Below are 24865 nucleotides of genomic sequence, written 5' to 3' on the forward strand. Positions count from 1 at the left end.
CGTGTTTCAATGCGCGTGCTAAAGATCACCCTCTCGCTTGAGGAAACGGTAAATTTATGGCGCTTTCCGGAGAGGAAGGGCATCCTTGGGATAACTAACTGACGCTCTAGACGTGTTTAGATGAGCGGCTCTGCCATTTCGACCAATTTTGTCTTTCTCAAGCGATTCGACCCTCAGCTCGTGCGACTGGGCACCCTGGCGGAGCGCTACTTTAAGGACGACCCGTGCACCTGCTTGATCAAGCTCCGGCAGTATGGAGAGCTGCTGGCGCAGCTGACCGCTGCCAAGGCAGGGCTGTACGAAGACACTCAAGAAAACCAGGTTGACCTGCTGCGCCGCCTGCGCGATCGCCGCGTTGTGCAGGGGGAGGTATACCAGCTATTCCAGGAGCTGCGGGTGCATGGCAATCGCGCCACCCACGATATGGTGGGTGACCACCGGACGGCGTTGGAGAACCTGAAGTATGCCCGAGCCCTGGGGCTGTGGTTTTATCGGGCTTTTACAGGCGATCGCACCTTCAAGGCTGGCCCCTTCATTCCCCCCGCCGACCCAGACCAGGAAACCGAAACCCTGCGCCAGCGGCTCGAAGCCCTGCGCCAAGAAGCCGAGCAATACCGCAGCCAGTACGAAACCGCCCAGGCTACTGCCGCTGAAGAAGCCGAACTGCGTCAGATTGCCGAGACCCTGCTAGAGCAGGCCGAAGTCGAAGTGGAATCGACTCGGCAACGGCTCGAAGTGATCCAGGCAGAGGCCCAGGCGCAGCCCGCCCCGGTGATCCAGGCCACAATTGCCCAGGCCCAGCAGGCCGAGCAGACCCTTGACCTCGATGAACCTGGCACCCGACGCCTGATTGACGAGCAGCTGCGGGCTGCCGGGTGGGAGGCGGACTCGGAAGAGTTGACCTATACCAAGGGCGCTAGACCTCAGAAGAACCGGAACCTGGCGATCGCAGAGTGGCCCACCCGCGATGGCCGGGCTGACTACGCTCTGTTTGTGGGGCTGCAAGTGGTGGCCGTGGTCGAAGCCAAGCGAGGGCGCAAGGATGTCTACGGGGCGATCGACCAGGCCAAACGCTACAGCCGCGGCTACGTGATTAAGGGCGATGAAACCTTGCCCGGCGGCCCCTGGGGCGAGTACCAGGTGCCCTTTGTCTTTGCCACCAATGGCCGCGCCTATCTTAAGCAGCTAGAGACTAAAAGCGGCATCTGGTTTTGTGACCTGCGCCGACCCGAAAATCTGCGGCGGGCGATCGGCAGCTGGTATAGCCCAGCGGGGCTGGTAGATTCTCTCGCGAATGACTTGGAGGAAGCCAGCGATCGCCTCGAAGCAGAGCCCTTCACCTACGACTTTGGGCTCTGGGATCACCAGATTCGCGCCATTCAGGCAGTGGAAACCGCCCTGGCCCAGGATCAACGAGAGCTGCTACTGGCCATGGCCACCGGCACGGGCAAGACCAAAACCTGCATTGCCCTGGTGTATCGCCTGCTGAAGACCAAGCGGTTTCGGCGCATTCTGTTTTTGGTAGACCGCAGCGCCCTGGGCGAGCAAGCCGCCAATGCCTTCAAAGACACTCGCATGGAGAGCCTTCAGACCTTTGCCGATATCTTTGACATCAAAGAGCTGAAGGACACCGCCCCAGACCGCGATACCAAAGTCCATATTGGTACGGTGCAGAGCTTTGTGAAACGACTGCTGTACCCCAGCGACGACGGCGAGACCTTCACCACTGACCAGTACGACTGCATTGTGGTGGATGAGTGCCATCGGGGCTACCTGCTCGACCGGGAGCTGAGTGATAGCGAACTCACCTTTCGAGACTTTGGTGACTACGTGTCGAAGTACCGACAGGTGCTGGACTACTTTGACGCGGTGAAGATTGGCCTGACGGCCACCCCCGCCCTTCACACCACCGAGATTTTTGGTGACCCAGTTTTTACCTACAGCTATCCAGAAGCCGTAATTGACGGCTGGCTGATTGACCACGAGCCGCCTACCCGCATCATTACCGCATTGTCTGAAGACGGCATCGTCTGGCACCCAGGGGATGATGTCGCCTACTATGACCCCAAGACCGGGCAGATTGACCTGGTGCATGCCCCTGATGAAATTCGCATCGATGTCGAGCAGTTCAATCGCCAGGTGATCACCCCAGAGTTTAACCGGGTGGTCTGTGAAGAACTGGCTCGCCACATCGACCCCAGTCTGCCGGGGAAAACCCTAATTTTTTGCGTCAATGACAACCATGCCGACCTGGTGACTCAAAAACTGAAGGAGGCTTTTGCTGATCTCTACGGCAGTGTTGATGATGACGAAGTGGTCAAGATCACCGGGGCTGCCGATAAGCCCTTGGAGCTGATTCGCCGCTACAAAAATGAGGTCAGCCCCAAGGTGGCAGTGACCGTAGACCTGATGACTACCGGCATTGATGTGCCTGCTATTTGCAATCTGGTCTTTATTCGGCGGGTGAAGTCGCGGATTTTGTATTCTCAGATGCTGGGGCGAGCTACCCGCCGCTGTGACGGTATCGGCAAAGAGGTCTTCCATATTTTTGATGCGGTGAATCTGTACGAAACCATGTCTGCGGTGTCAGACATGAAGCCGGTGGTGGTGAATCCGCAGATATCGTTTGCTCAGCTGATGGGCGAGTTAGAGACGGTCAGCGCCCCCGACCAGGTGCAGACGGTGGTTGACCAAATTTTGGCTAAGCTCCAGCGGAAGCGACGACACCTGAGCGACAACAGCCAAGAAACCGTGGAAAGCATCGCTGGACTGCCCCTGGATGAGGTGGTGCAGCATTTGAAGCAAAGCAGCCCTGGTGAGGCGGTGGCCTGGTTGAAGCAGCGGCGGGCGATCGCAGAGGTGCTCGACCGTCGCGAGGGCGGCAGCCAGCCGGTGCTGGTGTCGTACCATGCCGACGAGCTGCGGCGGGTAGAGCGGGGCTATGGAGTCTCGGAAGCAGGGGTAGCCTACGGCAAGCCAGAGGACTATCTGGCTAGCTTCAAGCAGTTCATTGAGTCGAACCTGAACCTGGTGCCGGCGCTGCTGGTGGTGACTCAGCGCCCCCGAGAGCTGACCCGCGCCCAGCTCAAGGAGCTGCGGGCGGCGCTGGATGGGGCGGGCTACTCAGAAACTATGCTGCGATCGGCCTGGCGCGATGCCACCAATGAGGATATTGCGGCGTCGATTGTGGGCTATATTCGTCAGGCGGCCCTGGGCGATGCGCTGGTGTCCTACGGAGAGCGGGTCGATCGCGCTATGAAGACCATCCTGGCTAGCCAGCCCTGGACGGCCCCCCAGCGCCAGTGGCTGGAGCGGATCGGGCAGCAGCTAAAGAAAGAAACGGTAGTGGATAAGGCCGCCCTCGACCAGGGACAGTTCAAGGCCCAGGGCGGCTTTCAGCGCATCGACAAGGTGTTTAACCACCAGCTCGAAACCCTGCTAGCCGAGATCAACAGTGCGATCTGGCCAGAGGTGGGGTAGCTAGCCTGTCATTCCGACCAACGGGAGGAATCTCGGTCTCTGCGGTAGAGCGAGATGTCTCGACTCCGCTGCGCTCCGTTACTCCTCCGGAGTCGCTTCGCGAACGACATGACAAGCTGGCTGTCATTCCGACCAACGGGAGGAATCTCGGTCTCTGCGGTAGAGCGAGATGTCTCGACTCCGCTGCGCTCCGTTACTCCTCCGGAGTCGCTTCGCGAACGACATGACAAGCTGGCTGTCATTCCGACCAACGGGAGGAATCTCGGTCTTTGCCGTAGACTGAGATGTTTCGACTCCGCTGCGCTCCGCTCAACATGACAAGCTGCTTGTCATTGCTCAAACCAATCGTCACTGAGGTCTTTCCATTCTGGATTGATCGACTCAATTAGGGCAATCTTCTTAGCCCTCGTCCAGCCCTTGATCTGCTTCTCACGGGCGATCGCATCCCTCACATTCCCCGCCTCCTCAAAAAATGCCAGTCGATCAATGTTGTACCGCTGCGCAAACTCTGGAGTGGCCTTCTGCTTATGCTCAGCTGTCCGCCGCATCAGATCATTCGTCACCCCGGTGTAGAGAGTCTTGGAGCGATTCGTCATGATGTAGACATAGTAAGACTTTGGCATTGGAGGTACCTGGCCTAAACTAGCCATATCTATAATCCACACTGGCGGGAGGTGCTATGGGGCAAAACCTTGCAGGCTCAGATCAGTCTCCCCAGCCTTCTGACGATGACAACTCGGCAACAGCAAAGCCATGCAACAACTTTGGAGAAGCAGTAGCCGACTTTCGTAAATCTATCGAAGGGGAACCCTGGTTTAGCGCTGAGGAGATTGACGAACTCTTCAATGTGCGGGATGCGTCCCCAGGCCGTGAGGTAGACCTATCATAGGGAGTCGTCGATATTACCCGCATGAACGCTACCTCCGACATTGTCCAAAAGCTGTGGGGCCTGTGCCATGTGCTGCGGGACGACGGCATTAGCTACCTGCAATACGTCACCGAGCTGACCTACCTGCTGTTTCTGAAGATGATGCAGGAGACGGGGGCCGAGGAGACCCAGCTGCCGGAGGGGGAGCGCTGGGGCGACCTGGCGAGCAAAGACGGGCTAGAGCAGCTCAACTTTTACCGCGCCCTGCTGCTGTCGCTGGGGCAAGATGCCGCCAGCAGCCGGATTCAGGCGATTTTTGCCAATGCTCAGACCGCCATCAAGCAGCCCCGCATCCTCAATAAGCTGGTGACCAGCATCGACGGGCTGGACTGGTACTCGGCCAAGGAAGAGGGCCTGGGCGACCTGTATGAGGGGCTGCTGCAAAAGAACGCGGAAGAGAAAAAATCGGGGGCGGGGCAGTACTTTACGCCCAGAGCGCTGATCGACTGCATGGTGGCGCTGATGCGGCCCCAGCCGGGGGAGTTGATTCAAGACCCGGCGGCGGGCACCGGTGGCTTTTTGATTGCCGCCGATCGCTACATCAAGCAGCGCACCGATGACCTGTTTGAGCTATCGGAGGCCGACCAATCGTTTCAAATTCATCAGGCGCTCTACGGCATGGAGCTGGTGCAGGATGCCCACCGCCTATTGCTGATGAACCTGATGCTCCACGGTATCGAGAGCGAGGTGAGTGAAGTGAACCCTTAGATTCGGACAGTAGATCAAGGGAATTAAGAGATCTACTCTTTTATATCATGCTTTTTCTTTTGTTGTTCATTCCATTTTTGTTCGTATTCTTCAGGTGTTAGATAACTTAGAGAGGAATGGATTCTTTTCTTCATATACACATCCTCCAAGAAGTGTTCGATCTGTTGATACGCCTCTGTAAAGTTTCGATATTCCGATAGATCAACTTCCTCCTCTTTTATGGTTCTCATTAATCGTTCGGCATAGCCGTTCTGCCAAGCTTGTCCGACTTCTGCCATGCTAATTTGGACTCCCTTCTCTTGAGCCTTCGGCTCAATCTGGTAGCCCTGCTGCCTCAGCGCGACGGCCAGTTCATTCTGGTAGATCTGGCCGAGGAGCTTTTGGTTGGCGATCGCCCCCTCATTGCTCAAACTAAACCACCGCCCATCCTCCAGCTGCGTCGCATTCATCACCACACAATGGCTATGCAACTGCGGCTCCGCCTCCCGGCTGGTGGAATGAGTGAACACCGCTGCGGCGATATTCCCTGTCGTCACCTTGGTTCTCCCTGCTTCTGTCGAAATTCGAGTTTGGGCATAGCGCTCTTCCAACACCGACAGCGCCTTCGCGACCGCCTGATGATGGACCGCCAACACCCGCTCATCCTGCTGCACCAGGGCTGCGATGCTGACGCTCTTGGGGGCACTAAAGGTAAAGTCTGTTGCCGCCCGCCGCTTTTCTGGATCGACCACCTTCCCCATCAGCGATCGCCCGTCCGGAGCCTGCCCAGAAAGCATCTGGCTGAATTCCTGCTGATTGACAATCCCAGCCAACCCCAACGACGCAGCCCCTTTCCCCACCCACTTTGTCGGATGAGCCGCTTCTTCTGCCGAGTAATAGTCCTCGTGGGTGTAGTAGGTCTCCGCTTGAGCGGCGGAGAGGTTGCTCGTGGAAAGCATGGAGAAGCTGGGTTAAAAATATGACGCCACCCTGAGGCGAGAGCGGCAGCGTCTTCAAAAACGGTAGAAACCCTGGGGGGAGGGCCGTTGCCCGGTTTTTGCCAAAACCCTGGCGTACTGTGTAGCCTTTCCGCGAAGCCCCTCAGAGGGGGCGTAGCACTGAGAACATGACCTGATCTAGCTAACATTGTATAACCATTTTTCGAGCATTTCTGGCTTAAAAGTAAATTTAATTAACCTTTTGAATCCTTTGAGGTTAGATAGCCCTATGGTGAAGGAGTAGCGTTCTAGGTTTCACAATGAAACTTTCTGCAGTTATCCCCCCTATGGTTCAGTTAGCCGCTGATCTAGGCTCGTCGGCCTCCAAGCTGTTCTACCAGGTCCAATTAGATCAATGCGCTCCGATTTGGATGGGAGCGGAAGTGGCAGATGGGTTATCTTCAGTCGTTCTATCCGGGGTGAGTACCGCTGGTCGTCCTCAAGACATGGCTTGGTTAGAGTTGGATAATGATGTAGTAATGGTGGGTGAAGCGGCTAAAGCGTTCTTGGAGATGAATAGCCTGTCCGCTAAAAAGTATGAGCAGGCGGTTTATAAACTGGCGGCAGCGTTGGGGGTAATCGCCGAACTTGAACAGTTGCCCAGTCGCTATCAGGCCGTGGTCTGGCTGGCCCTACCGTTGGGTGAATTCTCGACTCAGTCAGTGATCGTGACTCGATTCAGAGATCTGTGTCAAAAGGGCTTTACCTGTCGCGGGAAATTCCAGCAGGTGGATCTGACCTTCAAGTGCTATCCCGAAGGCTTTGGCCTCTATCTCCCTTCTTTGCCAAACCCGTCGCCCGAGGAATCGTCAGCAAAGTTAAAGACTCGTTTATCAATCCTCAAATTACTCAGCACCTCGACTTTATGGAGGCGGAACTGGGCAAGAGCCCCTGGTTTGCTGGGGAAGACTTTACCGCCGCCGACATTCAGCTCAGCTTTCCCCTAGAGGCGGCGGCAACTCGGGCGGGGCTAGACGCCAGCCGCCCCAAACTCATGGCATTCTTAGATCGTATCCACACCCGCCCGGCCTACCAAAAAGCCCTGGAGCGGGGCGGCAAATATGAGCTTTTGAGTTGAACGGCACGCAACGTTGGGTGTGATGGACGACAACGCTATCGATTGAGACAATGGGCTGGGTTTTTAGCAGGGGCTGCTGTTGCCCACTGGTCCCCGGCTAGGGCAAGGGGCCAAAAAGCTGCGCAAAGCTGTGTGGCTCAAACGGTCTCCGCCAGGCTGGTTAAAATAAAACAGTCGTTAGCTCACCAGCGGTTACAGCGGTTCGACTTGTGCAACTACCCTTTCCTTCCGATCGCGATGCCGACGATCTTTGGGGGTTGCTGGTTGCCCACTACTGCCAATCTCTCGTAACTGAGCAGAGGCAGATATTGCCGCGATGATACTAACAACTATTAGTGACATAGCAGACGTCACTAAACTTGCAGGGTTTGAATTCACAAATTATTTCAATTATCAAGAGATAGGCGAAGTGAGAGTTGTTAGGTGTAGCGGCTCGCAAACGGGATCGCCCATGCTCGCAAACGGTGCGATTTGGGGCTCACATTAACTGACAATGGTGAGGGTACCGGGCTCACATTATTTGACAATGGGCTCAGATCAAATGACAACCGCTCGCAAACGGTACGTTCGGCTCACATAAACTGCGAATATCCCCAAAGCTTTTCACGAGGGTTCCCGCACTCCGTAATCTTTCCACCCAAGCACATGAGCGGGTAGAGCTAGATCTAGCAGCGACCATAAACTATAAACTTGTAGTTATTGACAACTATAAGTTTATAGTTTATGGTTTATTCAGAGCCGATGAGACTCAGGGTGACAAAGGAATTTGTGATGATGAGGGTCAGAAAAGTTCAAGAAGTTGAAGTGCCAGGACTTTCGAAGCAGCTGTTATCTGCTCGTAAAGCATCTGATATGAGTCTGCTGGAGATATGCAGGCAACTGGATATCACGTCTACCTACTGGTACAAGTTGGAAAAAGGGGGCGCTGAGACTATCAATTATGACCTTTTGGAGAAGATTGAAGATCTTTTGGTGCTAGACCTTGGGATTGAGTTTCCATCGGATCTAAATATTAGTTCACAATACAAGGAAAATGACATGAATCTCTCTCGTCTAAAGTGGATCAAAGTTGTAACTCCTCCTTTTCCTAAGGAGTGGAAGCATAAATGGGCTTTATCTCCTGATGAACTGAAAGATCCGGAACTACTTGCTGGCCCAAACGAAAAAATAATTCAACAGAATGGACTCACCATTGTTCCTCTGGGATTTAAGCAGAAGGGCTCAGAGAAGTTGGAATCAGGTGATTTAATGGCTTTGACTCAACACGGCAAGATCACCCATATCGTTGAGGTTTTGGATGACAAGCCTTATGAGAAAGGAGGCTGGTTTAATCGATACGTCAAAATTGTTTGGTGGCAACCTGAAATGAAGGATTGGGAGGGGCTACCTTCCAGAGAAACTGTTTTAGGTTTTAATATCCATATCTTCGATGGTATCCCCCATGAATTCACGGCATTTCAATCTTTTCATGAAAAATGGGATGAGGAAGGTGGGTTAGAGTCTTTTCGGGAATACTTCGCGAATGAGCTTTCTAAGATAGGACAATTGCAACCTCAGTAGTGATAGGCAATAGATACCTTAGTATTAAACACCCCTTTAATGCTTCGATTTGCCCTTTACTATGACACTAGAATGCCAATGCTCAACATCTGGTCTCGGAGTTCCTGAGTTCTTCCGGGTGGCAGACGTCCGTGAAATAAGGAGCGAACCTCTGTAGGTCTGACATTGAGAAGGTTAGCCAGGACCTTGGCACTATATCCATGTCGCACTAGCTTGGATTCTAGGTCGTTAAGGCCTTGCGATAAAACTGCTTCAATGACATCTACAGAGACAGGTTTGAGACCGACCTGGTGAGCCTCTTCAAAAGCAAGTCTGAGGTAATGCTTGATTTGTAGGGGTGTCATTAGCTTTTCAGCCAATAGGGCTACGGCGTCTTCATGGACCAAGCTATCTGGGGATTGTTCAGAACATTCTTTTAAGAGCCATTGAATATAGGGCAGCTGTTGGCCTCGAATGCCCTCTAGCGTGAAAGTTGAAGCCCGTGCTCCAATTTCCTCCAGAGTTGGACGACGTAAATCGTTCTTTAGTTTGGGATGCCCTGCTAACAAGATAGCCAAAACCCGATTCCGGTCTTGCACCAGTTCAATCAATCGCTTCAGTCCCACCAGCGTCTGGCTGTGGATGTCATGAGCATCATCCACAATTAGCACAACCGGCTTGTGGGACTTCTCAATCAGCTCCAGCAGTTTGCGTTCTCGCCGCTCTGGTTGACTGGGAGACTTAAAGTTTCGTTCTGTGGCGAGATCGAAGAATAGCGCCGTGATTAAGGTGCCTAAGTTGACCCGGTTTTTGTCTACAGCCAGTGAACTGGAGAGGATCACTTCTTTCTCGCGTTTAAGTTCAATCTGAAGCTGTCGGAGCAGGGTCGTTTTGCCAGACCCCACAACCCCTGTCACCGTTATCAACCCTCCCTGGCGAATGGCCAATTTAAGCTCTCGCATTAGCTGCGTGTGTTGGGGCGTCTCGAAAAAGCCCACCTGGTTCAGGGGCGTCTTGAGGCCAAAATACTCCATGACATCACTTAGCATGGAACCTCCCGGGGGTGGGTTTGAATAAGGCTCGAATCTGGGGCAGAACCGTTTGCTTGTCTAAGCTTTGCGCCAAGATATCATCAATTTCAGCCAGCTGCTCAGGGGTCAATTTAGCAAGGGGACGTCCCAGTTCATCGGCAATCGCTCGTTTGGCCACCAGCACATTAGGGAAGGTAATCTCGTGGAACGGATCAGGGTCAATGAATGGTTGGGTCGAGGGCTGAGTTTCAGCCGAGGATAAAGCGGGCAACGTAACTGGGGTATCGGCGGTTGCAGGTAATGCCAGCTGCTTGGCCAATTGCTCAATCCGCTCCGTCCGCTGTTGCGTTTTCGTCTTCTTAAAACTTCGGTATTTGTTGAGGGGGATTGGGCCACCAATGGGCGTATACGGACCATATCGTTTGTCTTGGTGCTCAACATAAAGCTCACTGTCGAACAAGCCCCACCAGAGCACTACGGTTTCTCCTGCCAAATCCGGCTCTACCTCATAGGCCACGCCCTCGATGGTGACCTGTGCATCAATGCCGACTTTCCGCCGTTCGGGTTCCCGCGCAAACGTACAAAACCGCTCCCAGGAACACATCTCGCGAATACCGGTAGGGGGAATATTGGCGAGCCAGTCCTCCATCCGTGAATGGGATTCACTGCGATGAGGTTTGCTGTTGTAGTGCAAGAGAAACCGCATGAGCCAAGCGTTAGCTTCGACTTCGGTTTCGGGTTCCCGAAAATGGTAGAGCGTTTCGTGCATTTCTTTGACAGTGCGGAAAGGCCGCTCTACTTTCCCTTTTGCCCGAGCCGTAACCCGATTGCCGTCCTTGCCTTTGGGCATATGGGTACGCACTTCAATCCCGAGATAGCCCATCACTTTCTGAAACACCAGGCTGCGAGCAATGGGGCCGTTATCCATATAGAGCATCCGGGGAATGCCTTGAAAGGGGACGTTTTCAGTGGGCTTGGGACTCATCGCCGCGAACAAAAACCGTAAGGCCGCCACCACGTCTTCGCCATAGACCCCGTGGTATTCCTGATAGGCCACACCGCTGCGGTCATCTACGACGCTATAGAGCATGAGCAGAGGATGTCCACGACCCGGCTCAATCCAGGCAGGGGCTTTGACATGTTTAAGATCTGATGGACTCAGGTCAAAGTGCCAGCATTCATTGCTGTAACGAGCTTGGAATCGCACGGCAGGAGGCTGCCGCTTTAGGGTTTGATAATCGTACCCCCACTGTTTGAGATAGCGATTGACGGTTGGTCGTTTCAGAAGATTCTTGGGGGCTTGGAGAAACCCCGTTGGGGTATCAAGCCCGACGTCCTCAAGCAGTCGGATGGCCTCGCCCGTGGAGAGATGCCGTCCTTTGCTATTCGAGGTGCGGAGCTTAATGGCCGCAATCACCTCGCAGTACCGCTCCAGGGTAGGCTTGGGCATAACCCGGGGTTGGCCATGGTCAGACCGTCGCAAGGTATGGGGGCGAGAGACGCGGCGCAAAGCCCGATAGAGGGTGCTTTCTGAAACGTCGTAGAGCTGAGCGGTATCTTGAACCAGGTGACGGCGCTCAGCACTCTGGGGCGGCAACTGCTCTAGCCGTTGCCGAAGGTCTAGAATCGCTTCAGTGGGGATCTGACGGTGACCCATGGCAGCCACTCACCGAGGATCGCGAACGTTGCTAGCAGAAGACTTGGGAAAAGCGATACCAAAGATAATTAGCAGTATAGGCTGCTTCAGGGTCTCAGAGTGAGTCTCGTAGCGGCTGAGAACACTGGCCTAAATCTGGATTGAATTGGCCATTAGCCAGGTACCTTAAAGGCCGTAAACTCGTGAGTCTCATCGTCTGCACTTTTGAGCATGTTAGCCACCTTCGATGCAGTCCTAGCAAGACTTTGAGAGGATGCTGAAAAATTGGAGTAGTTGCCAACCGAGCAGCTAGCCAGCCAGAGATTTAGTAGCCAAATTGCCCTCTATAGAAGGCTTTCGAGCCATTGTCAGTTAATGTGAGCCGAACTCACGGTTTGCGAGCCGTTGTCATTTAATCTGAGCCCATTGTCATTTAATGTAAGCATGACGGCCCAACCATTGTCATTTAATGTGAGCTCAAAATCGCACCGTTTGCGAGCATGGGCGATCTCGTTTGCAAGCCGCTACAGTTAGGGGAAGAGGGCCTGGGCGACCTGTATGAGGGGCTGCTGCAAAAGAACGCGGAAGAGAAAAAATCGGGGGCGGGGCAGTACTTTACGCCCAGAGCGCTGATCGACTGCATGGTGGCGCTGATGCGGCCCCAGCCGGGGGAGTTGATTCAAGACCCGGCGGCGGGCACCGGTGGCTTTTTGATTGCCGCCGATCGCTACATCAAGCAGCGCACCGATGACCTGTTTGAGCTATCGGAGGCCGACCAATCGTTTCAAATTCATCAGGCGCTCTACGGCATGGAGCTGGTGCAGGATGCCCACCGCCTATTGCTGATGAACCTGATGCTCCACGGTATCGAGAGCGAGGTGAGTGAAGTGAACCCTTAGATTCGGACAGTAGATCAAGGGAATTAAGAGATCTACTCTTTTATATCATTGATTTGCCAATTCATCGCTGACCGCTTTGAGAGCAAGCGCTGGGCTGAGCTAACCGAGGATGAGCGGCTCTTGCTGCTCTCATTTAATGTAAGCATGACGGCCCAACCATTGTCATTTAATGTGAGCTCAAAATCGCACCGTTTGCGAGCATGGGCGATCTCGTTTGCAAGCCGCTACAGTTAGGGGTCTAAATGTTGGCGATGGTTTTTTTAAAGCAGAAAACTTTAAATTTATAGACCTTGAAACCTCATTGGGTTTACCTCGCTCGCAACTAAAACCAGGCGATCTATTAATAACGTATGTTGGGACACCTGGGAAAGTAGCCTTATTGCCAAGTGATGGAGCGAGATATCATCTGGGTCCAAATGTGGGAAAGATAGTTATTTCAAATCGCATTGAAGATGCTAAATACTTACTGCATTTCATAAGATCTCCTTTAGGGAAAAGTGCTATTCAGACAACATCAAAGGCAGTGACACAAAGTTCACTGTCAATGAAGCAAATTCGTTCCATGCAGCTACCTTTGCCGCCGCTTAATGAGCAGCGGCGGATTGTGGAGAAGATTGAGGAATTGACGGCGCGGAGCCGGAAGGCGCGGGAGGCTCTTGAGGCAATACCCGAGCTGCTGGATCAGTTTCGGCAGTCGGTTTTGGCGGCAGCGTTTCGCGGCGACCTCACCGCCGAATGGCGCGAACAAAACCCCGATGTTGAGCCTGCTCTTAATGCTTTAGAAATGTTAATTGAGCAAAATAAGCATCGAAAAGTTAGGCGAGGAGTACCAGAAAAAGTTGCTAAACCAGAAATTTCTGAAAACTGGATATATCCAGAAACCTGGATAATAGCCTCTGCAGCGGAACTCATAAGAGCAGGGGGAATTATCGACTTAAAGGATGGCAATCATGGAGGTAGTCATCCAAAGGTTAGCGACTTTACTGAGGAGGGATTACCGTTCATTACCGCTGCCCAAGTAAAAGATTTCAAAATTGATTATGAAGGCGCATACAAAGTTTCCGGAAAACCCTTGGAAAAATTGAGGGTGGGGTTTGCAAAGAAAGCAGACGTTATCTTTACTCATAAAGGAAGCGTTGGTAGGGTCGCAATAGCAGACCGTGAATGTGTTCTAACTCCGCAAACAACTTACTACCGAGTCAATTCAAGTTTTATTTATAATAAGTACTTGATGTGGTTTCTAGTAAGTCCAAAATTCATCTTGCAAACTGAAGCAATTAAGTCACAAACCACTAGAGACTTTATACCAATTACTAATCAATACACTCTTTTTCACCTGATACCACCGTTACAAGAACAACTTGAAATTGTTCGGCGTCTAGAATCTTTGCTGAATTTCCTGATAGAAATTGAAAAGCAGTATCTTTCAAGTCAGCAAGATTTGGCAAAACTCGACCAATCCATTCTCGCCAAAGCCTTTCGCGGCGAACTGGTGCCCCAAGACCCCAACGACGAACCCGCTGCCGTCTTGCTCGATCGCATTCGAGCTGAGCGCGAGAAACTGGCAGGGGCTAAGAAAACCACAGCAAAGGGCAAACAGTAGCCCCATCGCGGCCCTAGTTCTCTGCAATGGCCTCATTCGCCAATACTGGCTCAGCGGCAAACCACTGCTGCCACCACCCCTGCACCTCCAGCGATGAGGCATCTAGCAGCGCATTCCCCTAGGCGATCGCCTCCGAATGCTTTTAGCTGGGCATTACAACCGCGCGATCGCCTCAGAATCAGATACCCCTGGTGCGGCAACTCTTAGCCAATGACCTGTGCAAGCTGAAAATTCTGGTTGCAACCAAGCCCAATGACCAACTTCGAGCTGGCTCTATTTTATAGAGCTGAAAATGACGATAGCTTCTTAGCGAAGCCGCTGCCGGAGCCAAAAATCGAGCAGTGGCAGGGCGATGCGGTAGCCAAACTGAGGGCCATAGATCAGTCCCTTTTCTTCCAGGCTGGTTAGGGCACCCTGCAGGCCGCCTCCCCGCGAGAGCTGGTGCTTTTTGATGTAGGCACTGGCCTGGGGACTTTCGGTGGGGTCGAGGGCCAGGCTTTCGAGCACGCGGGCCTGGGTGGGTGGCAGCAGCAGCAGCAGCGCCTCAAAGGTAACGCTGAGGTCTTGAACCAGGGCGAGCATGGTGCTGTGCACCTGGTGGGCTTGGATGAGCCCTGGCGGGTCAGGGGCGATCGCGCGACAGCTCAGCCACAGACGCTGGGCCAGGGTCAGGGCGTCTTTTACATGGCCCTGCACATAGCTCAAAAACAGCTCCAGGGCCTGGCTATCGGGGTCGAAGGTGAGCCCGGTCGTCGCCAGGGTATTCATAATCCAGGGCCGCAAATCGGCATCACTGAGGGGGGAGAGGGCGATCACCGGCAGGTGGCTGACGGTCATCCAGGGCTCGGCCACGGTGGCCACCAGGGCATAGCTGACCCGGCTCTGGCGCTGAATCTCCTGGCGCAGATGACTTTCCCACTTGCCCTGGCGATCCCAGGAGCGAATGTGGGGAAAGTTGTGAAACCCAATAATCACCTGGCAGTTCAATACCTCCGCCAGGAACTGAGGCAGGGAGAGCAGCCCTTCAAACAGGGACCACTCCTTGCCGACGGTGGGAGGCCAGGTCAGACGGGGCTGGGCAGCTAGCGACTGGTCCAACGTCAGCGGTTGGTTGAGGCTCCACTGCTGAATCTGGGCCAGTTCTTCGGGCTCGTTAAAGGCGCTAACCACGGCATCAGCCAGCGATCGCAGAAACTGCCCGGCATTGCGGCAGCGCAGCAGGTCAATCTCGAGCCAGCGTGCGCCCAGCCGTTTAGCCGCACTGCGCAACAGGGTGCGCCGCCCAATTCCAGGCACCCCGGTCACCACAAAGTCGCGGTCCTGGGTGACCAAGTCGCAGACCAGCTGTAGCTCGCTCTCGCGACAAATGAGTGTCTCCGGCAGAAAGGGATTCAGCATTGCGCTTCTTGTTGGCACTATTTTTTAGTGCTATAACTTGGTTTCTGAGCACGATGGAATCGTAACATCCTTTCTTTGAGGTCAATAACCGCTGTGGTTCCCAGTACCCGTTCTGATGCCTCAACCGATGCCGCGCCAGCGGCACCGTCTGGGTCGGTTTCAACCCACTGGCATACGCTGAGCGTGGCCCAGACCCTCGCTTTGCTCGAAACCCGCCTGGAGGGCTTGGACCCTGGTGAAGTAGAGCAACGGCAGTTGAGCTATGGCCCCAACGAGTTGAAAGAGGGGGTCAGCCGCAGCCCCTGGGTAATTTTGTGGGACCAGTTCAAAAACATCATGCTGTTGATGCTGATCGCCGTAGCTCTGGTGTCCCTGGTGCTGGATCTGCGCCAGGGGGGCTTTCCCAAGGATGCGATCGCAATTTTTGCGATCGTGCTGCTCAATGGACTGCTGGGCTATTTGCAGGAGAGCAAGGCCGAAAAAGCTCTGGCGGCGCTCAAAACCCTGACCTCCCCCCGGGTGCGGGTGCTGCGCTGTGGCCAGGAGCAGGAGGTGGATGCCAAGGCCCTGGTGCCGGGGGATGTGGTGCTGCTGGAAGCCGGGGTGCAGGTGCCCGCCGACGGGCGCTTGCTCGATGCTCCAAACTTGCAGGTGCGGGAGGCGGCCTTGACCGGTGAAGCCGAAGCGGTAACCAAGCGGCCCGAGCTAGTTTTGGAGGCTGAGGCAGCCCTGGGCGATCGCCTCAACCTGGTTTTTCAGGGCACCGAGGTGCTCCAGGGCCGGGGCACGGTGCTGGTCACCCAAACGGGCATGCAGACGGAGCTGGGCCGCATCGCGACGCTAATTCAGGGGGTGGAATCGGAACCCACCCCGCTGCAACAGCGGATGGGGCAGCTGGGTAACGTCCTGGTTTCAGGATCCTTAGTCCTGGTTGCTCTGGTGGTGGTGGCGGGCCTGGTGCGCACGGGCGACCTCAGCCTGTTCGATGACCTGCTAGAGGTTTCCCTCAGCATGGCGGTGGCCGTTGTCCCCGAGGGGCTACCCGCCGTCATCACCGTCACCCTGGCGCTGGGGACCCAGCGCATGGTGCGCCGCCATGCCCTGATCCGCAAGCTGCCCGCCGTCGAAACCCTGGGCTCGGTCACGACCATCTGCTCCGACAAAACCGGCACCCTGACCCAAAACAAAATGGTCGTTCAGGCGGTGCACACCCTGGGGCGAGCCTACGAGGTCATGGGCGATGGCTACGCGCCGGTCGGTAAGCTCCTGCACCGGGGGAATGCGGTTTCGGTAGCGGCGGCTCCGGCGCTGCAGGGGCTGCTCATGGCCAGCGCCCTGTGTAATGATGCCAGCCTGAGTTCGTCAGGTACCGTATGGACTCTGCTGGGTGACCCCACCGAAGGCGCACTGTTGGCTTTGGCCGGCAAAGGCGGCTGGGGTCAACCGCAGCTCAAACCCCTGTGCAGCCGCATTGGCGAAATCCCCTTTACCTCCGAGCGCAAGCGCATGAGTGTGGTCGTGCAGGCCCAGGCCGGGGTGGACTGGCCGATGGTGCCGGTGGTGATGTTTACCAAGGGCTCGCCTGAACTGGTGCTGGAGCAATGCCGCCAGCACCAGGGGGATGACGGTCCCGAACCGCTGACTGCAGGCGATCGCCAGGCGATTCTGGCCCAAAATGATGCCCTGGCGGCCCAGGGGCTGCGGGTGCTCGGCTTGGCCTTGAAGCCCCTGTCTACCCCGCCCAAGGGGGACCTGGAGGCAGAAGAGCAGAACCTGACCTGGCTGGGACTGGTGGGCATGCTCGATGCCCCCCGGCCTGAGGTGCGCGCCGCTGTAGTGGCCTGTCGGCGGGCGGGCATTCGTCCGGTGATGATCACGGGCGACCATCCCCTGACGGCCAAGGCGATCGCCGAAACCCTCGACATTGCGCAATCCGGCGACACCGTCCTGACTGGGCGCGAACTGGCCCATCTCTCTACAGAAGCCCTAGAGCGCACCGTACCTCAGGTGAATGTCTATGCCCGGGTCGCCCCTGAGCACAAGCTTCGCATCGTGCAGGCGCTGCAAAGCCAGGGGGAATTTGTCGCCATGACGGGCGACGGCGTCAACGATGCCCCCGCCCTGAAGCAGGCCGACATCGGCATTGCCATGGGCATCACCGGCACCGACGTTAGCAAAGAAGCCAGCGATATGGTGCTGCTGGACGACAACTTTGCCACCATCGTTGCGGCTACCGAGGAGGGGCGAGTCGTCTACGACAATATTCGCCGCTTCATTAAATACATCCTGGGCAGCAATATCGGTGAGGTCCTCACGATCGCCGCTGCGCCCCTGATCGGCCTGGGCGGTGTGCCCCTCTCGCCCCTGCAAATTCTGTGGATGAACCTGGTGACCGATGGTGTGCCCGCCCTGGCCCTGGCGATGGAGCCAGGGGAACCCAACGTCATGCAGCGCCCGCCCTACAACCCTCGCGAGAGCATTTTTGCGCGGGGGCTGGGTAGCTATATGGTTCGGGTAGGCATTCTGCTGGCGGTCCTCACCATCGGCCTGATGGGCTGGGCCTACCGTTACACCCACGCCCCTGGCTACCCTGGCGACCCCAATGCCTGGAAGACCATGGTGTTTACCACCCTCTGCCTGGCCCAGATGGGTCACGCCCTGGCGGCCCGCTCCGACACGCGGTTGACGGTGCAGCTCAATCCGCTGTCGAACCCTTTTGTCTGGGGCGCGGTACTGCTGACTACAGGCCTACAGGTGGGGCTGATGTACGTGCCGGTGTTACAACGGTTTTTTGGGCTGTACCCGCTGTCCGGGATAGAACTGGCCGTTTGCTTTGGGGTCAGCGCGTTGCTGTTTGTCTGGCTAGAAGCCGAAAAGCTGGTCATTCAGCTCAGTCTACGGCGCAAAATGCCCAGACCCTCTGCCCTAACCACCGCTAAAGGTCGCCAATAGATGGACAATCCCTCGCCCCGGTTTTCCCAGGAAATCAAGGCCCTGCTAGAGCGACTGGCTCACCAGCCGCTGACTTTGGCCCACGTGCTGAGCGAAACAGCCGAGCGGGGCTTCTGTCTGGTGATTGGCCTGCTGGTGCTACCCTTTCTCTTTCCCATGCCGCCAGGCTTTACCACAATTTTGGGGTCAGCCTGCCTGCTGCTGTCACTCCAGATGGCCCTGGGGCGAAAAGTGCCCTGGTTGCCCCGACGGGTGGCCCAGTTTCAGTTCCCGCCTGTGCTGGCGCGGCAGGTGCTGGGTAACCTGCGGCGGGTGACGCGCTTTAGTGAGCGGTTTGTGCGGCCTCGCTTCACCCGGCTGGCGAACAGTCCCTCGGTGTGGCACGTCAACGGGGCCTGCATCAGCTGGCTGACCCTACTGCTAATGAGTCCGGTGCCAATGACCAACCCCCTGCCCACCATCGGCATCTTGATCTTTGTGGTGGCCACCCTGGAGGCAGACGGGGTGATGATGCTGTTGGGCTATGGGGTAACGGGGCTGATTACAGCAGTGTTTGGGCTACTGGGGTACGGACTGTGGCGATCGCCCGATCTCTTGCTGCACTGGTTCGGCGGCGCTTAATTCAGCAGGTTCATGGTCCTCCTGGGCTCAATTTTCAGCCCGCCAGTCACCCCTCGGGCTGATCGGGACCAATTATTCAAGTGATATATAATCCCTAGCCTGCCTGTAGGCCATAACAAAAGATGGCCACGTTGCCTCGGACAAATTTTGACGCAGGTCACGAAAAAGCAGGAATGAATCAGGTACGTGACTTCCCCCTTCCATGGACGGTTCTCTTTCCCCGACCACTCCTTCCCTGGGGCCTACCTTGAAAGGGTATAAGGTTTAAGGCGTTGCTTAATTCGGGGATGATTTGCCCTCCACCCCCACCCCCCAATTTGGGGGGTGCCAGAGTCTTCAAAGTCCCCCAGCATTGGGGGATTTTGGGGGCCGCGCATAGGTTCTGTAGCTGCAAGGTTCATACTTCAATTCAGCAACGCCCCTTTTAGACCCTAGGGCGAGACCTATTGAGCGAAGCGAAATTCCCTGGCTAACTCCCACGGTCCTCTGTGGTAGTACCACAGCAACAGACCTTCGCCCCGTCCTGTTATAGGTTGCCACTGCGCGTCCAGGTCTTCGTACAACTGGCGGGCCGTTTCGGGCTTCACCTTGTTTTGAATGGTGATGTGCGGGCGGTAGCCCTGGCGATCTTGGGGAATGAGCCATTTGTCCCAGGAGGAGGCCAGGGTTTTGTGTACTTGCATCAGCTCCGGGGAACTAACGCCGATGGCGACGCCGTTGCCCAGGAACTGAAGCGAGGGCAGGGAAAGAGGAAAGGGCTGGGTCTGGGTACATAGGGTGTTCAGACTGTGGGCAATAGCTGCTTCCTGGTCGCCCGGTAACTGGTGAAACAGAATCACGTGGGCAGGCACAACATTCCGCTCCGGCGGGAAGTGCTGCTGGCGCAACCGGTTGGCGTGTTCGAACGTAGCTTGGTCTAACTTCAGCGACAAAAGCAGAGAAGTACTCATCCGAAAGGAACTCGACGACGATAGACGATAGTAGACAGCATCATCTCCGCCGCAAGCCTCTGGTGTCTAAACGCTTGATTGGTGACAATCCTTACAGCTGCGCGATCGCCTCCACCTTATCCAAGAAAAACGCTACAAGCCTGCATCGCTTGCAGTGCCTAGGTTTTATCGCTTGAAAAAGTATTTACAGCAGTACTGCCGAAGCAGAGTCAAAATTTATTTCGCCAAACCTCTTGACACCAGCAGAAGGCCTGGCTTATATTAGCAAAGCGCTCAGGAAAGCACGTTAACGCGATGCCTTCCACCGAGTTAGCGGAGAACCTCGACAACTACATAGTCTAGAAACAAAGCCAAGGTTCCTGTCAAGGATTAAATTGGTCTAATGGTAGCAGGAATGCTGAATTAGGTCAAGCAAGACAGAACGGATACTGAGGTATCCGGGATTCGAACATCTGACTCTAATCTCATGGAGTCGATTGTTGTTAGCTCTTTAGGGAGTTGATAACTAACATGGAGAGTTTGATCCTGGCAGATACCCCTGGTGCGGCAACTCTTAGCCAATGACCTGTGCAAGCTGAAAATTCTGGTTGCAACCAAGCCCAATGACCAACTTCGAGCTGGCTCTATTTTATAGAGCTGAAAATGACGATAGCTTCTTAGCGAAGCCGCTGCCGGAGCCAAAAATCGAGCAGTGGCAGGGCGATGCGGTAGCCAAACTGAGGGCCATAGATCAGTCCCTTTTCTTCCAGGCTGGTTAGGGCACCCTGCAGGCCGCCTCCCCGCGAGAGCTGGTGCTTTTTGATGTAGGCACTGGCCTGGGGACTTTCGGTGGGGTCGAGGGCCAGGCTTTCGAGCACGCGGGCCTGGGTGGGTGGCAGCAGCAGCAGCAGCGCCTCAAAGGTAACGCTGAGGTCTTGAACCAGGGCGAGCATGGTGCTGTGCACCTGGTGGGCTTGGATGAGCCCTGGCGGGTCAGGGGCGATCGCGCGACAGCTCAGCCACAGACGCTGGGCCAGGGTCAGGGCGTCTTTTACATGGCCCTGCACATAGCTCAAAAACAGCTCCAGGGCCTGGCTATCGGGGTCGAAGGTGAGCCACTGCGAGGCTTTTTTTGCAATCTCTAATTTCATCGTCAATTGGCCCACCAATCGCTCCAGCTCGGCAATCCGTTGTTGGTCAGCCTCATGGCCTGAATCGGCCTCAAATATCGTGGTCGCGTGATCTAAAAATTCCTTTCGCCAGCGATTAAGCACGCTGGAATGGAGTTTGTGGCTTCGGCAAATCTCGGCTGACGTTTTCTCTCCCATTAGCATTTGCAACACCACTTTGGCCTTAAATTCAGCTGTGTACTGTCGTCGGTTTGCGCTCATAGTTGCCCCCTCCTGTGGAACAAGGATACTGCTCTTAGCCTTGTGTCCGAAAATCGGGGGTCACTTCAATGTCCTCCTTTGCCTACCTCAAAACCCTGCCCGTGGACTACCTCAAAATCGACGGCGGCTTTGTCAAAGACATCCTCGAAGACCAGGTTGACCACGCTATGGTCAAAGCCATCAGCACCATCGGTGGCGTCATGGGCCTCAAAACCATCGCTGAGTATGTCGAAAACACCGCCATTTTCGATTGCATCACCGCCCTCGGCGTAGACTTTGCCCAGGGCTACGGCCTGGGCCACCCCCAACCGCTAATCTGCACTGGCACCCCACGGTGACGCTATTTCCACTATCTCAATAGCCTAGACGTCAAGGGTTTAAGCATGTCCCACATTTTGGGGCGTCGCGCCCAGCGGGTGGTGAAGCAAAACATTGTCTTTGCCCTCGGTTTTGTGGTGGGTTTGCTCGGGCTCAATTTTGCCGGAAATATCACGCTGCCCTTTGGGGTATTGGGCCATGAAGGCTCAACGGTGATGGTCACCCTGAGCGGATTACGGCTGTTGCGGGGGTAAAACCCTCGGCAACGCTGAGACGGCCCCATTGCTAAGCCAAGTCGATGTGCTGGTTCCCACTCAGGTTGACAGTGGAGGTTTGGCCCGCCGCATCTCGAATCGTCGCCGTCCCATCGGCATCTAGCCCCGTCACCATGAACCCCTGCCCATTGCGAATTCCGGCTTTGGAGTTATTGCGCGTCCACTTGAGCTTGTCGCCCACTGCGATCGGAATCGCTTGCGTCGTGTACATTGTCTTGCGCGGGCAAGCTGCTGGATCAACCGACAGTACTGATCCACTCGGCGTCTCCAGCACCACCTGCTGAGCCTCGGGATTCACTGCAATCACTCGGTACTGCTCCCCTCGAATCAACCCCTGCTTCCGATAGTCCTGAATTGGCACCAGCACATCACCCGGTACATAAGCCTTGAGATAGCTGGCCTGAGCCGTAGTCAGATCCTTCCGCCGTAAGCTCTGCATCACAAAGCCATCTGCGCCCAAAGCACCCTGCTCCTGCAATCCCGATCGCATCGCCTGAGTCAGAGCCAACCGTTCCACATTCGTCCCCGCCAGCACCAGCGAGGCCTCCCGCTCCTCTACCGTCAGTGCAAGGTAATCGGTGGCCACCTGCTGAATCCTCGACTGAGCTTGAGCCTCTTCTTTGACGTAGCCCGCTTGGGCCAATAGCTCAATGCCTTCACTGACCTGCCCCTGAGCCACCAGCTCCACAGCCGATCGCAGCACCCCATTCTGCTGCCGCCGATGGGTCTCCAGATACGCCGTCGCCATCCCCCTCGCCTGCAAACTCTTGAAGGGATTGCCTGCCTCCACCGCTGAGAGTTGCCGGGTGTCCCCGACCAGAAGGACTCGTGCTTGCTCCAACGTCGCTCGTCGCAAGAGAGCATGAGCATCCTTCATGCTCAACAATCCCGCCTCATCCACAATCCAGAGCGTTGGATTTGGGGGGGCATCCAACGGTTGGGACACCAAAAGCCCAGCGACCGTAGTGGTTTCAATTCCTAGCGATTCCCCCAGCACATGGGCGGCTTCAGCACTAGGGGCTAGCCCTTGGATGTCGTACCCCTGCCCCTGAGTCAACTCTTTCAACACACTCAAGGCATAGGTTTTGCCTGCCCCCGCTACGCCTTGCCACGCCATCACGCTATCTGGTGTAGTCGCCGCCATCTCCACCGCGTTTTGCTGCTCCGGGTTCAGGGAATGGCTAGCCAGGCTGTCCAACTGGGTACCGCTGGGGACAATTGCACCCACCTGCCCCCGGCCCTGCTGCATCAGACGAATGGTGTTGAGTTCCAGATTGAGTGCTGTCTGGGTGGTGAACTTGCCGTCGGCGACTCGGATAAGTTCGGGGCTGTGGGCGATCGCTCCCTCAATCGCCTCAAACCCCTGCACCCCCAGCTCGTGTTCAAAGATAAACCGCTCCAGCATCGTCCGCCGAAACACCGACTCCCGCTCTCCGCAGTGCTGGATCGCCGCGTCAATTACCGATTTAGCCGATGAGAATGTCTCAGGTAACAGGGCAACGCCTTCAGGCAACTCCGGCAGCTCCAAGCCTTTCAATTGAATCAGGGCATTCCATCCCCGCTGTAGAAGTCCCTCGTCCACCTCTTTGGGCTTCCGTTTCCGCGATACCAATGTGGCTGTCTCCCGCATGGCTCGGTTGTTCTCAGACCCCGTCGCCTCCCATTCCTCGATCAGCTTGAGGATTTGCTGCCTGCGGGTCGAGAATGCCTTGAGCAGTTCTGGAGAATACCCAGCCAGCTCAAACTGTCCATGATGAACACCCCACCCTTCTTTATTGCGATCGCCTGGTTGGCAAATCCGCTGTATTGGCTGGCCTGCGGGCTATTTGTGGGAGGGCGTTATGGGGGCGCGATCGCATCTGCTCTCTTCGCCGTCTTCATCGGCTTTGCGGGTACCCTGTCTGCCTATCGGTTTCCGCTACCCAACGGCAGCAACCCCTTTAGCCAGCTTCAGCTAGTGCAGCTGCTGCCCGGCTTTTGGCTCTGGCTGGCGGCTCCCGCTTTGTTAGTCGTCATTGCCGGTAGCGTTGCCTATGCCCCCCGCCGGAGTCGGCTGGGGCTAACCCAGACACATTCTAGACGAGGACCAAATCGGGGGCCGCACCATGAGTAGAGTCTTTTCCGGCACCTTCACGCGCTTTCTGCTGCTCGTTCTGGTCACCGCATGGCTCGTTTGCCGTGGGCCACTGCCATCCACCGCAACCAGTCCACCCTCAGCCCTGACGTCTCTGTCGGCGCAGACGATGGCGGCCCAGGCCGACCAATATCTGAGCGACCTGGTGAAAATTGAGCCCAGGAGGACCATGAACCTGCTGAATTAAGCGCCGCCGAACCAGTGCAGCAAGAGATCGGGCGATCGCCACAGTCCGTACCCCAGTAGCCCAAACACTGCTGTAATCAGCCCCGTTACCCCATAGCCCAACAGCATCATCACCCCGTCTGCCTCCAGGGTGGCCACCACAAAGATCAAGATGCCGATGGTGGGCAGGGGGTTGGTCATTGGCACCGGACTCATTAGCAGTAGGGTCAGCCAGCTGATGCAGGCCCCGTTGACGTGCCACACCGAGGGACTGTTCGCCAGCCGGGTGAAGCGAGGCCGCACAAACCGCTCACTAAAGCGCGTCACCCGCCGCAGGTTACCCAGCACCTGCCGCGCCAGCACAGGCGGGAACTGAAACTGGGCCACCCGTCGGGGCAACCAGGGCACTTTTCGCCCCAGGGCCATCTGGAGTGACAGCAGCAGGCAGGCTGACCCCAAAATTGTGGTAAAGCCTGGCGGCATGGGAAAGAGAAAGGGTAGCACCAGCAGGCCAATCACCAGACAGAAGCCCCGCTCGGCTGTTTCGCTCAGCACGTGGGCCAAAGTCAGCGGCTGGTGAGCCAGTCGCTCTAGCAGGGCCTTGATTTCCTGGGAAAACCGGGGCGAGGGATTGTCCATCTATTGGCGACCTTTAGCGGTGGTTAGGGCAGAGGGTCTGGGCATTTTGCGCCGTAGACTGAGCTGAATGACCAGCTTTTCGGCTTCTAGCCAGACAAACAGCAACGTCGTGATGATGTGGCGCAGTTTCAAAAGAGGACCTGGCATCGAGCTATTTTGACAAG

The 24865-nt window shown here is 55.8% G+C and carries 21 protein-coding genes and 2 pseudogenes; 12 read left to right on the forward strand and 11 right to left on the reverse strand.

Annotated features, from left to right (window positions below; all coding sequences use genetic code 11):
• The first annotated feature begins 120 nt into the window (after positions 1–120).
• Positions 121–3480: a type I restriction-modification system endonuclease gene (gene hsdR, locus NF78_RS27650; RefSeq protein ID WP_035994989.1), complete on the forward strand. Its 3360-nt coding sequence runs from the start codon at positions 121–123 to the stop codon at positions 3478–3480.
• Between the two features lie 329 nt (positions 3481–3809).
• On the opposite strand, the gene NF78_RS27655 is transcribed toward hsdR, so the two are convergent.
• Entirely contained in the window at positions 3810–4103 is a 294-nt protein-coding gene (locus tag NF78_RS27655; RefSeq protein WP_035994991.1) for a GIY-YIG nuclease family protein, read from the reverse strand.
• 287 nt (positions 4104–4390) lie between these two features.
• Here NF78_RS27655 and NF78_RS27660 point away from each other — a divergent pair, with 287 nt between their 5' ends.
• Positions 4391–5116 (forward strand): N-6 DNA methylase, encoded by a 726-nt coding sequence (locus NF78_RS27660; protein WP_263970726.1) that lies wholly within the window; start codon positions 4391–4393, stop codon positions 5114–5116.
• Between the two features lie 32 nt (positions 5117–5148).
• On the opposite strand, the gene mobF is transcribed toward NF78_RS27660, so the two are convergent.
• Positions 5149–6054 carry a MobF family relaxase gene (mobF, locus tag NF78_RS27665; protein WP_035984435.1) on the reverse strand — a complete coding sequence of 302 codons (906 nt, stop codon included), beginning with the start codon at positions 6052–6054 and terminating at the stop codon, positions 5149–5151.
• Between the two features lie 784 nt (positions 6055–6838).
• Here mobF and NF78_RS27670 point away from each other — a divergent pair.
• Positions 6839–7171, forward strand: coding sequence for a glutathione S-transferase C-terminal domain-containing protein (locus tag NF78_RS27670; RefSeq protein WP_263970727.1), 333 nt, complete (start codon positions 6839–6841; stop codon positions 7169–7171).
• A gap of 753 nt (positions 7172–7924) precedes the next feature.
• A complete protein-coding gene (locus NF78_RS28710) occupies positions 7925–8731 on the forward strand; it encodes a helix-turn-helix domain-containing protein (RefSeq protein ID WP_156120013.1) in 807 nt (268 codons plus the stop codon).
• Positions 8732–8790: 59 nt separating this feature from the next.
• Here NF78_RS28710 and NF78_RS27680 read toward each other — a convergent pair whose 3' ends face one another.
• Both NF78_RS27680 and NF78_RS27685 read right to left on the reverse strand, forming a co-directional pair.
• Positions 8791–9759: an ExeA family protein gene (locus tag NF78_RS27680; protein ID WP_035994994.1), complete on the reverse strand. Its 969-nt coding sequence runs from the start codon at positions 9757–9759 to the stop codon at positions 8791–8793.
• Positions 9749–11383, reverse strand: a complete 1635-nt coding sequence (locus NF78_RS27685) for an IS481 family transposase (RefSeq protein WP_156120019.1) — start codon at positions 11381–11383, stop codon at positions 9749–9751. The genes NF78_RS27680 and NF78_RS27685 overlap by 11 nt, the downstream gene beginning before the upstream one ends.
• 494 nt (positions 11384–11877) lie before the next feature.
• On the opposite strand from NF78_RS27685, the gene NF78_RS27690 reads away from it, so the two are divergent.
• Both NF78_RS27690 and NF78_RS27695 read left to right on the forward strand, forming a co-directional pair.
• Positions 11878–12276, forward strand: coding sequence for a class I SAM-dependent DNA methyltransferase (locus tag NF78_RS27690; protein ID WP_035995000.1), 399 nt, complete (start codon positions 11878–11880; stop codon positions 12274–12276).
• A 214-nt stretch (positions 12277–12490) separates the two neighbouring features.
• A complete protein-coding gene (locus NF78_RS27695; RefSeq protein WP_072016300.1) occupies positions 12491–13879 on the forward strand; it encodes a restriction endonuclease subunit S in 1389 nt (462 codons plus the stop codon).
• Positions 13880–14185: 306 nt separating this feature from the next.
• Here the strand turns inward: NF78_RS27695 and NF78_RS27700 are convergent, their stop codons facing one another.
• The gene (locus tag NF78_RS27700) at positions 14186–15277 is read right to left on the reverse strand and encodes an ATP-binding protein (protein WP_035995003.1); all 1092 of its coding nucleotides are present in this window, start codon (positions 15275–15277) and stop codon (positions 14186–14188) included.
• A 93-nt stretch (positions 15278–15370) separates the two neighbouring features.
• On the opposite strand from NF78_RS27700, the gene NF78_RS27705 reads away from it, so the two are divergent.
• Both NF78_RS27705 and NF78_RS27710 read left to right on the forward strand, forming a co-directional pair.
• The gene (locus tag NF78_RS27705) at positions 15371–18229 is read left to right on the forward strand and encodes a cation-translocating P-type ATPase (protein ID WP_052051087.1); all 2859 of its coding nucleotides are present in this window, start codon (positions 15371–15373) and stop codon (positions 18227–18229) included.
• Positions 18230–18850: an exopolysaccharide biosynthesis protein gene (locus tag NF78_RS27710; protein WP_035995006.1), complete on the forward strand. Its 621-nt coding sequence runs from the start codon at positions 18230–18232 to the stop codon at positions 18848–18850.
• A gap of 443 nt (positions 18851–19293) precedes the next feature.
• Here NF78_RS27710 and NF78_RS27715 read toward each other — a convergent pair whose 3' ends face one another.
• Together NF78_RS27715 and NF78_RS32710 are read right to left on the reverse strand one after the other, a co-directional pair.
• On the reverse strand, positions 19294–19800 hold the full coding sequence (locus tag NF78_RS27715) for a 2'-5' RNA ligase family protein (RefSeq protein WP_035995009.1): 507 nt from the start codon (positions 19798–19800) through the stop codon (positions 19294–19296).
• Between the two features lie 1088 nt (positions 19801–20888).
• A pseudogene (locus tag NF78_RS32710) lies at positions 20889–21170 on the reverse strand (transposase); the annotation flags it as partial.
• 68 nt (positions 21171–21238) lie between these two features.
• On the opposite strand from NF78_RS32710, the gene NF78_RS27725 reads away from it, so the two are divergent.
• The gene (locus NF78_RS27725; RefSeq protein ID WP_035984364.1) at positions 21239–21508 is read left to right on the forward strand and encodes an EAL domain-containing protein; all 270 of its coding nucleotides are present in this window, start codon (positions 21239–21241) and stop codon (positions 21506–21508) included.
• Between the two features lie 45 nt (positions 21509–21553).
• Positions 21554–21742: a hypothetical protein gene (locus NF78_RS27730; protein WP_035984366.1), complete on the forward strand. Its 189-nt coding sequence runs from the start codon at positions 21554–21556 to the stop codon at positions 21740–21742.
• Positions 21743–21773: 31 nt separating this feature from the next.
• Here the strand turns inward: NF78_RS27730 and NF78_RS27735 are convergent, their stop codons facing one another.
• Together NF78_RS27735 and NF78_RS33600 are read right to left on the reverse strand one after the other, a co-directional pair.
• Positions 21774–23345, reverse strand: coding sequence for an AAA family ATPase (locus NF78_RS27735; protein WP_197065024.1), 1572 nt, complete (start codon positions 23343–23345; stop codon positions 21774–21776).
• A 24-nt stretch (positions 23346–23369) separates the two neighbouring features.
• Positions 23370–23570: pseudogene (locus NF78_RS33600) on the reverse strand (relaxase domain-containing protein); the annotation flags it as partial.
• On the opposite strand from NF78_RS33600, the gene NF78_RS27740 reads away from it, so the two are divergent.
• Together NF78_RS27740 and NF78_RS27745 are read left to right on the forward strand one after the other, a co-directional pair.
• Positions 23514–23876 carry a hypothetical protein gene (locus NF78_RS27740; protein ID WP_156120014.1) on the forward strand — a complete coding sequence of 121 codons (363 nt, stop codon included), beginning with the start codon at positions 23514–23516 and terminating at the stop codon, positions 23874–23876. The pseudogene NF78_RS33600 and the gene NF78_RS27740 overlap by 57 nt on opposite strands.
• On the forward strand, positions 23869–24084 hold the full coding sequence (locus NF78_RS27745) for a hypothetical protein (RefSeq protein WP_035995011.1): 216 nt from the start codon (positions 23869–23871) through the stop codon (positions 24082–24084). The genes NF78_RS27740 and NF78_RS27745 overlap by 8 nt, the downstream gene beginning before the upstream one ends.
• Here NF78_RS27745 and NF78_RS27750 read toward each other — a convergent pair.
• Both NF78_RS27750 and NF78_RS31700 read right to left on the reverse strand, forming a co-directional pair.
• Entirely contained in the window at positions 24081–24701 is a 621-nt protein-coding gene (locus NF78_RS27750) for an exopolysaccharide biosynthesis protein (protein WP_035995006.1), read from the reverse strand. The genes NF78_RS27745 and NF78_RS27750 overlap by 4 nt on opposite strands.
• Positions 24702–24848, reverse strand: coding sequence for a hypothetical protein (locus NF78_RS31700; protein ID WP_156120015.1), 147 nt, complete (start codon positions 24846–24848; stop codon positions 24702–24704).
• Between the last annotated feature and the right edge of the window lie 17 nt (positions 24849–24865).

Origin of the sequence: Leptolyngbya sp. KIOST-1, from assembly GCF_000763385.1 — a bacterium.
GTDB lineage: Bacteria > Cyanobacteriota > Cyanobacteriia > Phormidesmidales > Phormidesmidaceae > Nodosilinea.

Coding starts and splice junctions, on each gene's coding strand:
- NF78_RS27660 (WP_263970726.1), top strand. CDS start 4,391: ATGAACGCTACCTCCGACATTGTCCAAAAGCTGTGGGGCCTGTGCCAT.
- NF78_RS27750 (WP_035995006.1), bottom strand. CDS start 24,701: ATGGACAATCCCTCGCCCCGGTTTTCCCAGGAAATCAAGGCCCTGCTA.
- NF78_RS27700 (WP_035995003.1), bottom strand. CDS start 15,277: ATGCTGAATCCCTTTCTGCCGGAGACACTCATTTGTCGCGAGAGCGAG.
- NF78_RS27740 (WP_156120014.1), top strand. CDS start 23,514: ATGATGAACACCCCACCCTTCTTTATTGCGATCGCCTGGTTGGCAAAT.
- NF78_RS31700 (WP_156120015.1), bottom strand. CDS start 24,848: ATGCCAGGTCCTCTTTTGAAACTGCGCCACATCATCACGACGTTGCTG.
- NF78_RS27710 (WP_035995006.1), top strand. CDS start 18,230: ATGGACAATCCCTCGCCCCGGTTTTCCCAGGAAATCAAGGCCCTGCTA.
- NF78_RS27680 (WP_035994994.1), bottom strand. CDS start 9,759: ATGCTAAGTGATGTCATGGAGTATTTTGGCCTCAAGACGCCCCTGAAC.
- NF78_RS27730 (WP_035984366.1), top strand. CDS start 21,554: ATGTCCCACATTTTGGGGCGTCGCGCCCAGCGGGTGGTGAAGCAAAAC.
- NF78_RS27725 (WP_035984364.1), top strand. CDS start 21,239: ATGTCCTCCTTTGCCTACCTCAAAACCCTGCCCGTGGACTACCTCAAA.
- NF78_RS27655 (WP_035994991.1), bottom strand. CDS start 4,103: ATGCCAAAGTCTTACTATGTCTACATCATGACGAATCGCTCCAAGACT.
- NF78_RS27745 (WP_035995011.1), top strand. CDS start 23,869: ATGAGTAGAGTCTTTTCCGGCACCTTCACGCGCTTTCTGCTGCTCGTT.
- NF78_RS27690 (WP_035995000.1), top strand. CDS start 11,878: ATGGGCGATCTCGTTTGCAAGCCGCTACAGTTAGGGGAAGAGGGCCTG.
- hsdR (WP_035994989.1), top strand. CDS start 121: ATGAGCGGCTCTGCCATTTCGACCAATTTTGTCTTTCTCAAGCGATTC.
- mobF (WP_035984435.1), bottom strand. CDS start 6,054: ATGCTTTCCACGAGCAACCTCTCCGCCGCTCAAGCGGAGACCTACTAC.
- NF78_RS27715 (WP_035995009.1), bottom strand. CDS start 19,800: ATGAGTACTTCTCTGCTTTTGTCGCTGAAGTTAGACCAAGCTACGTTC.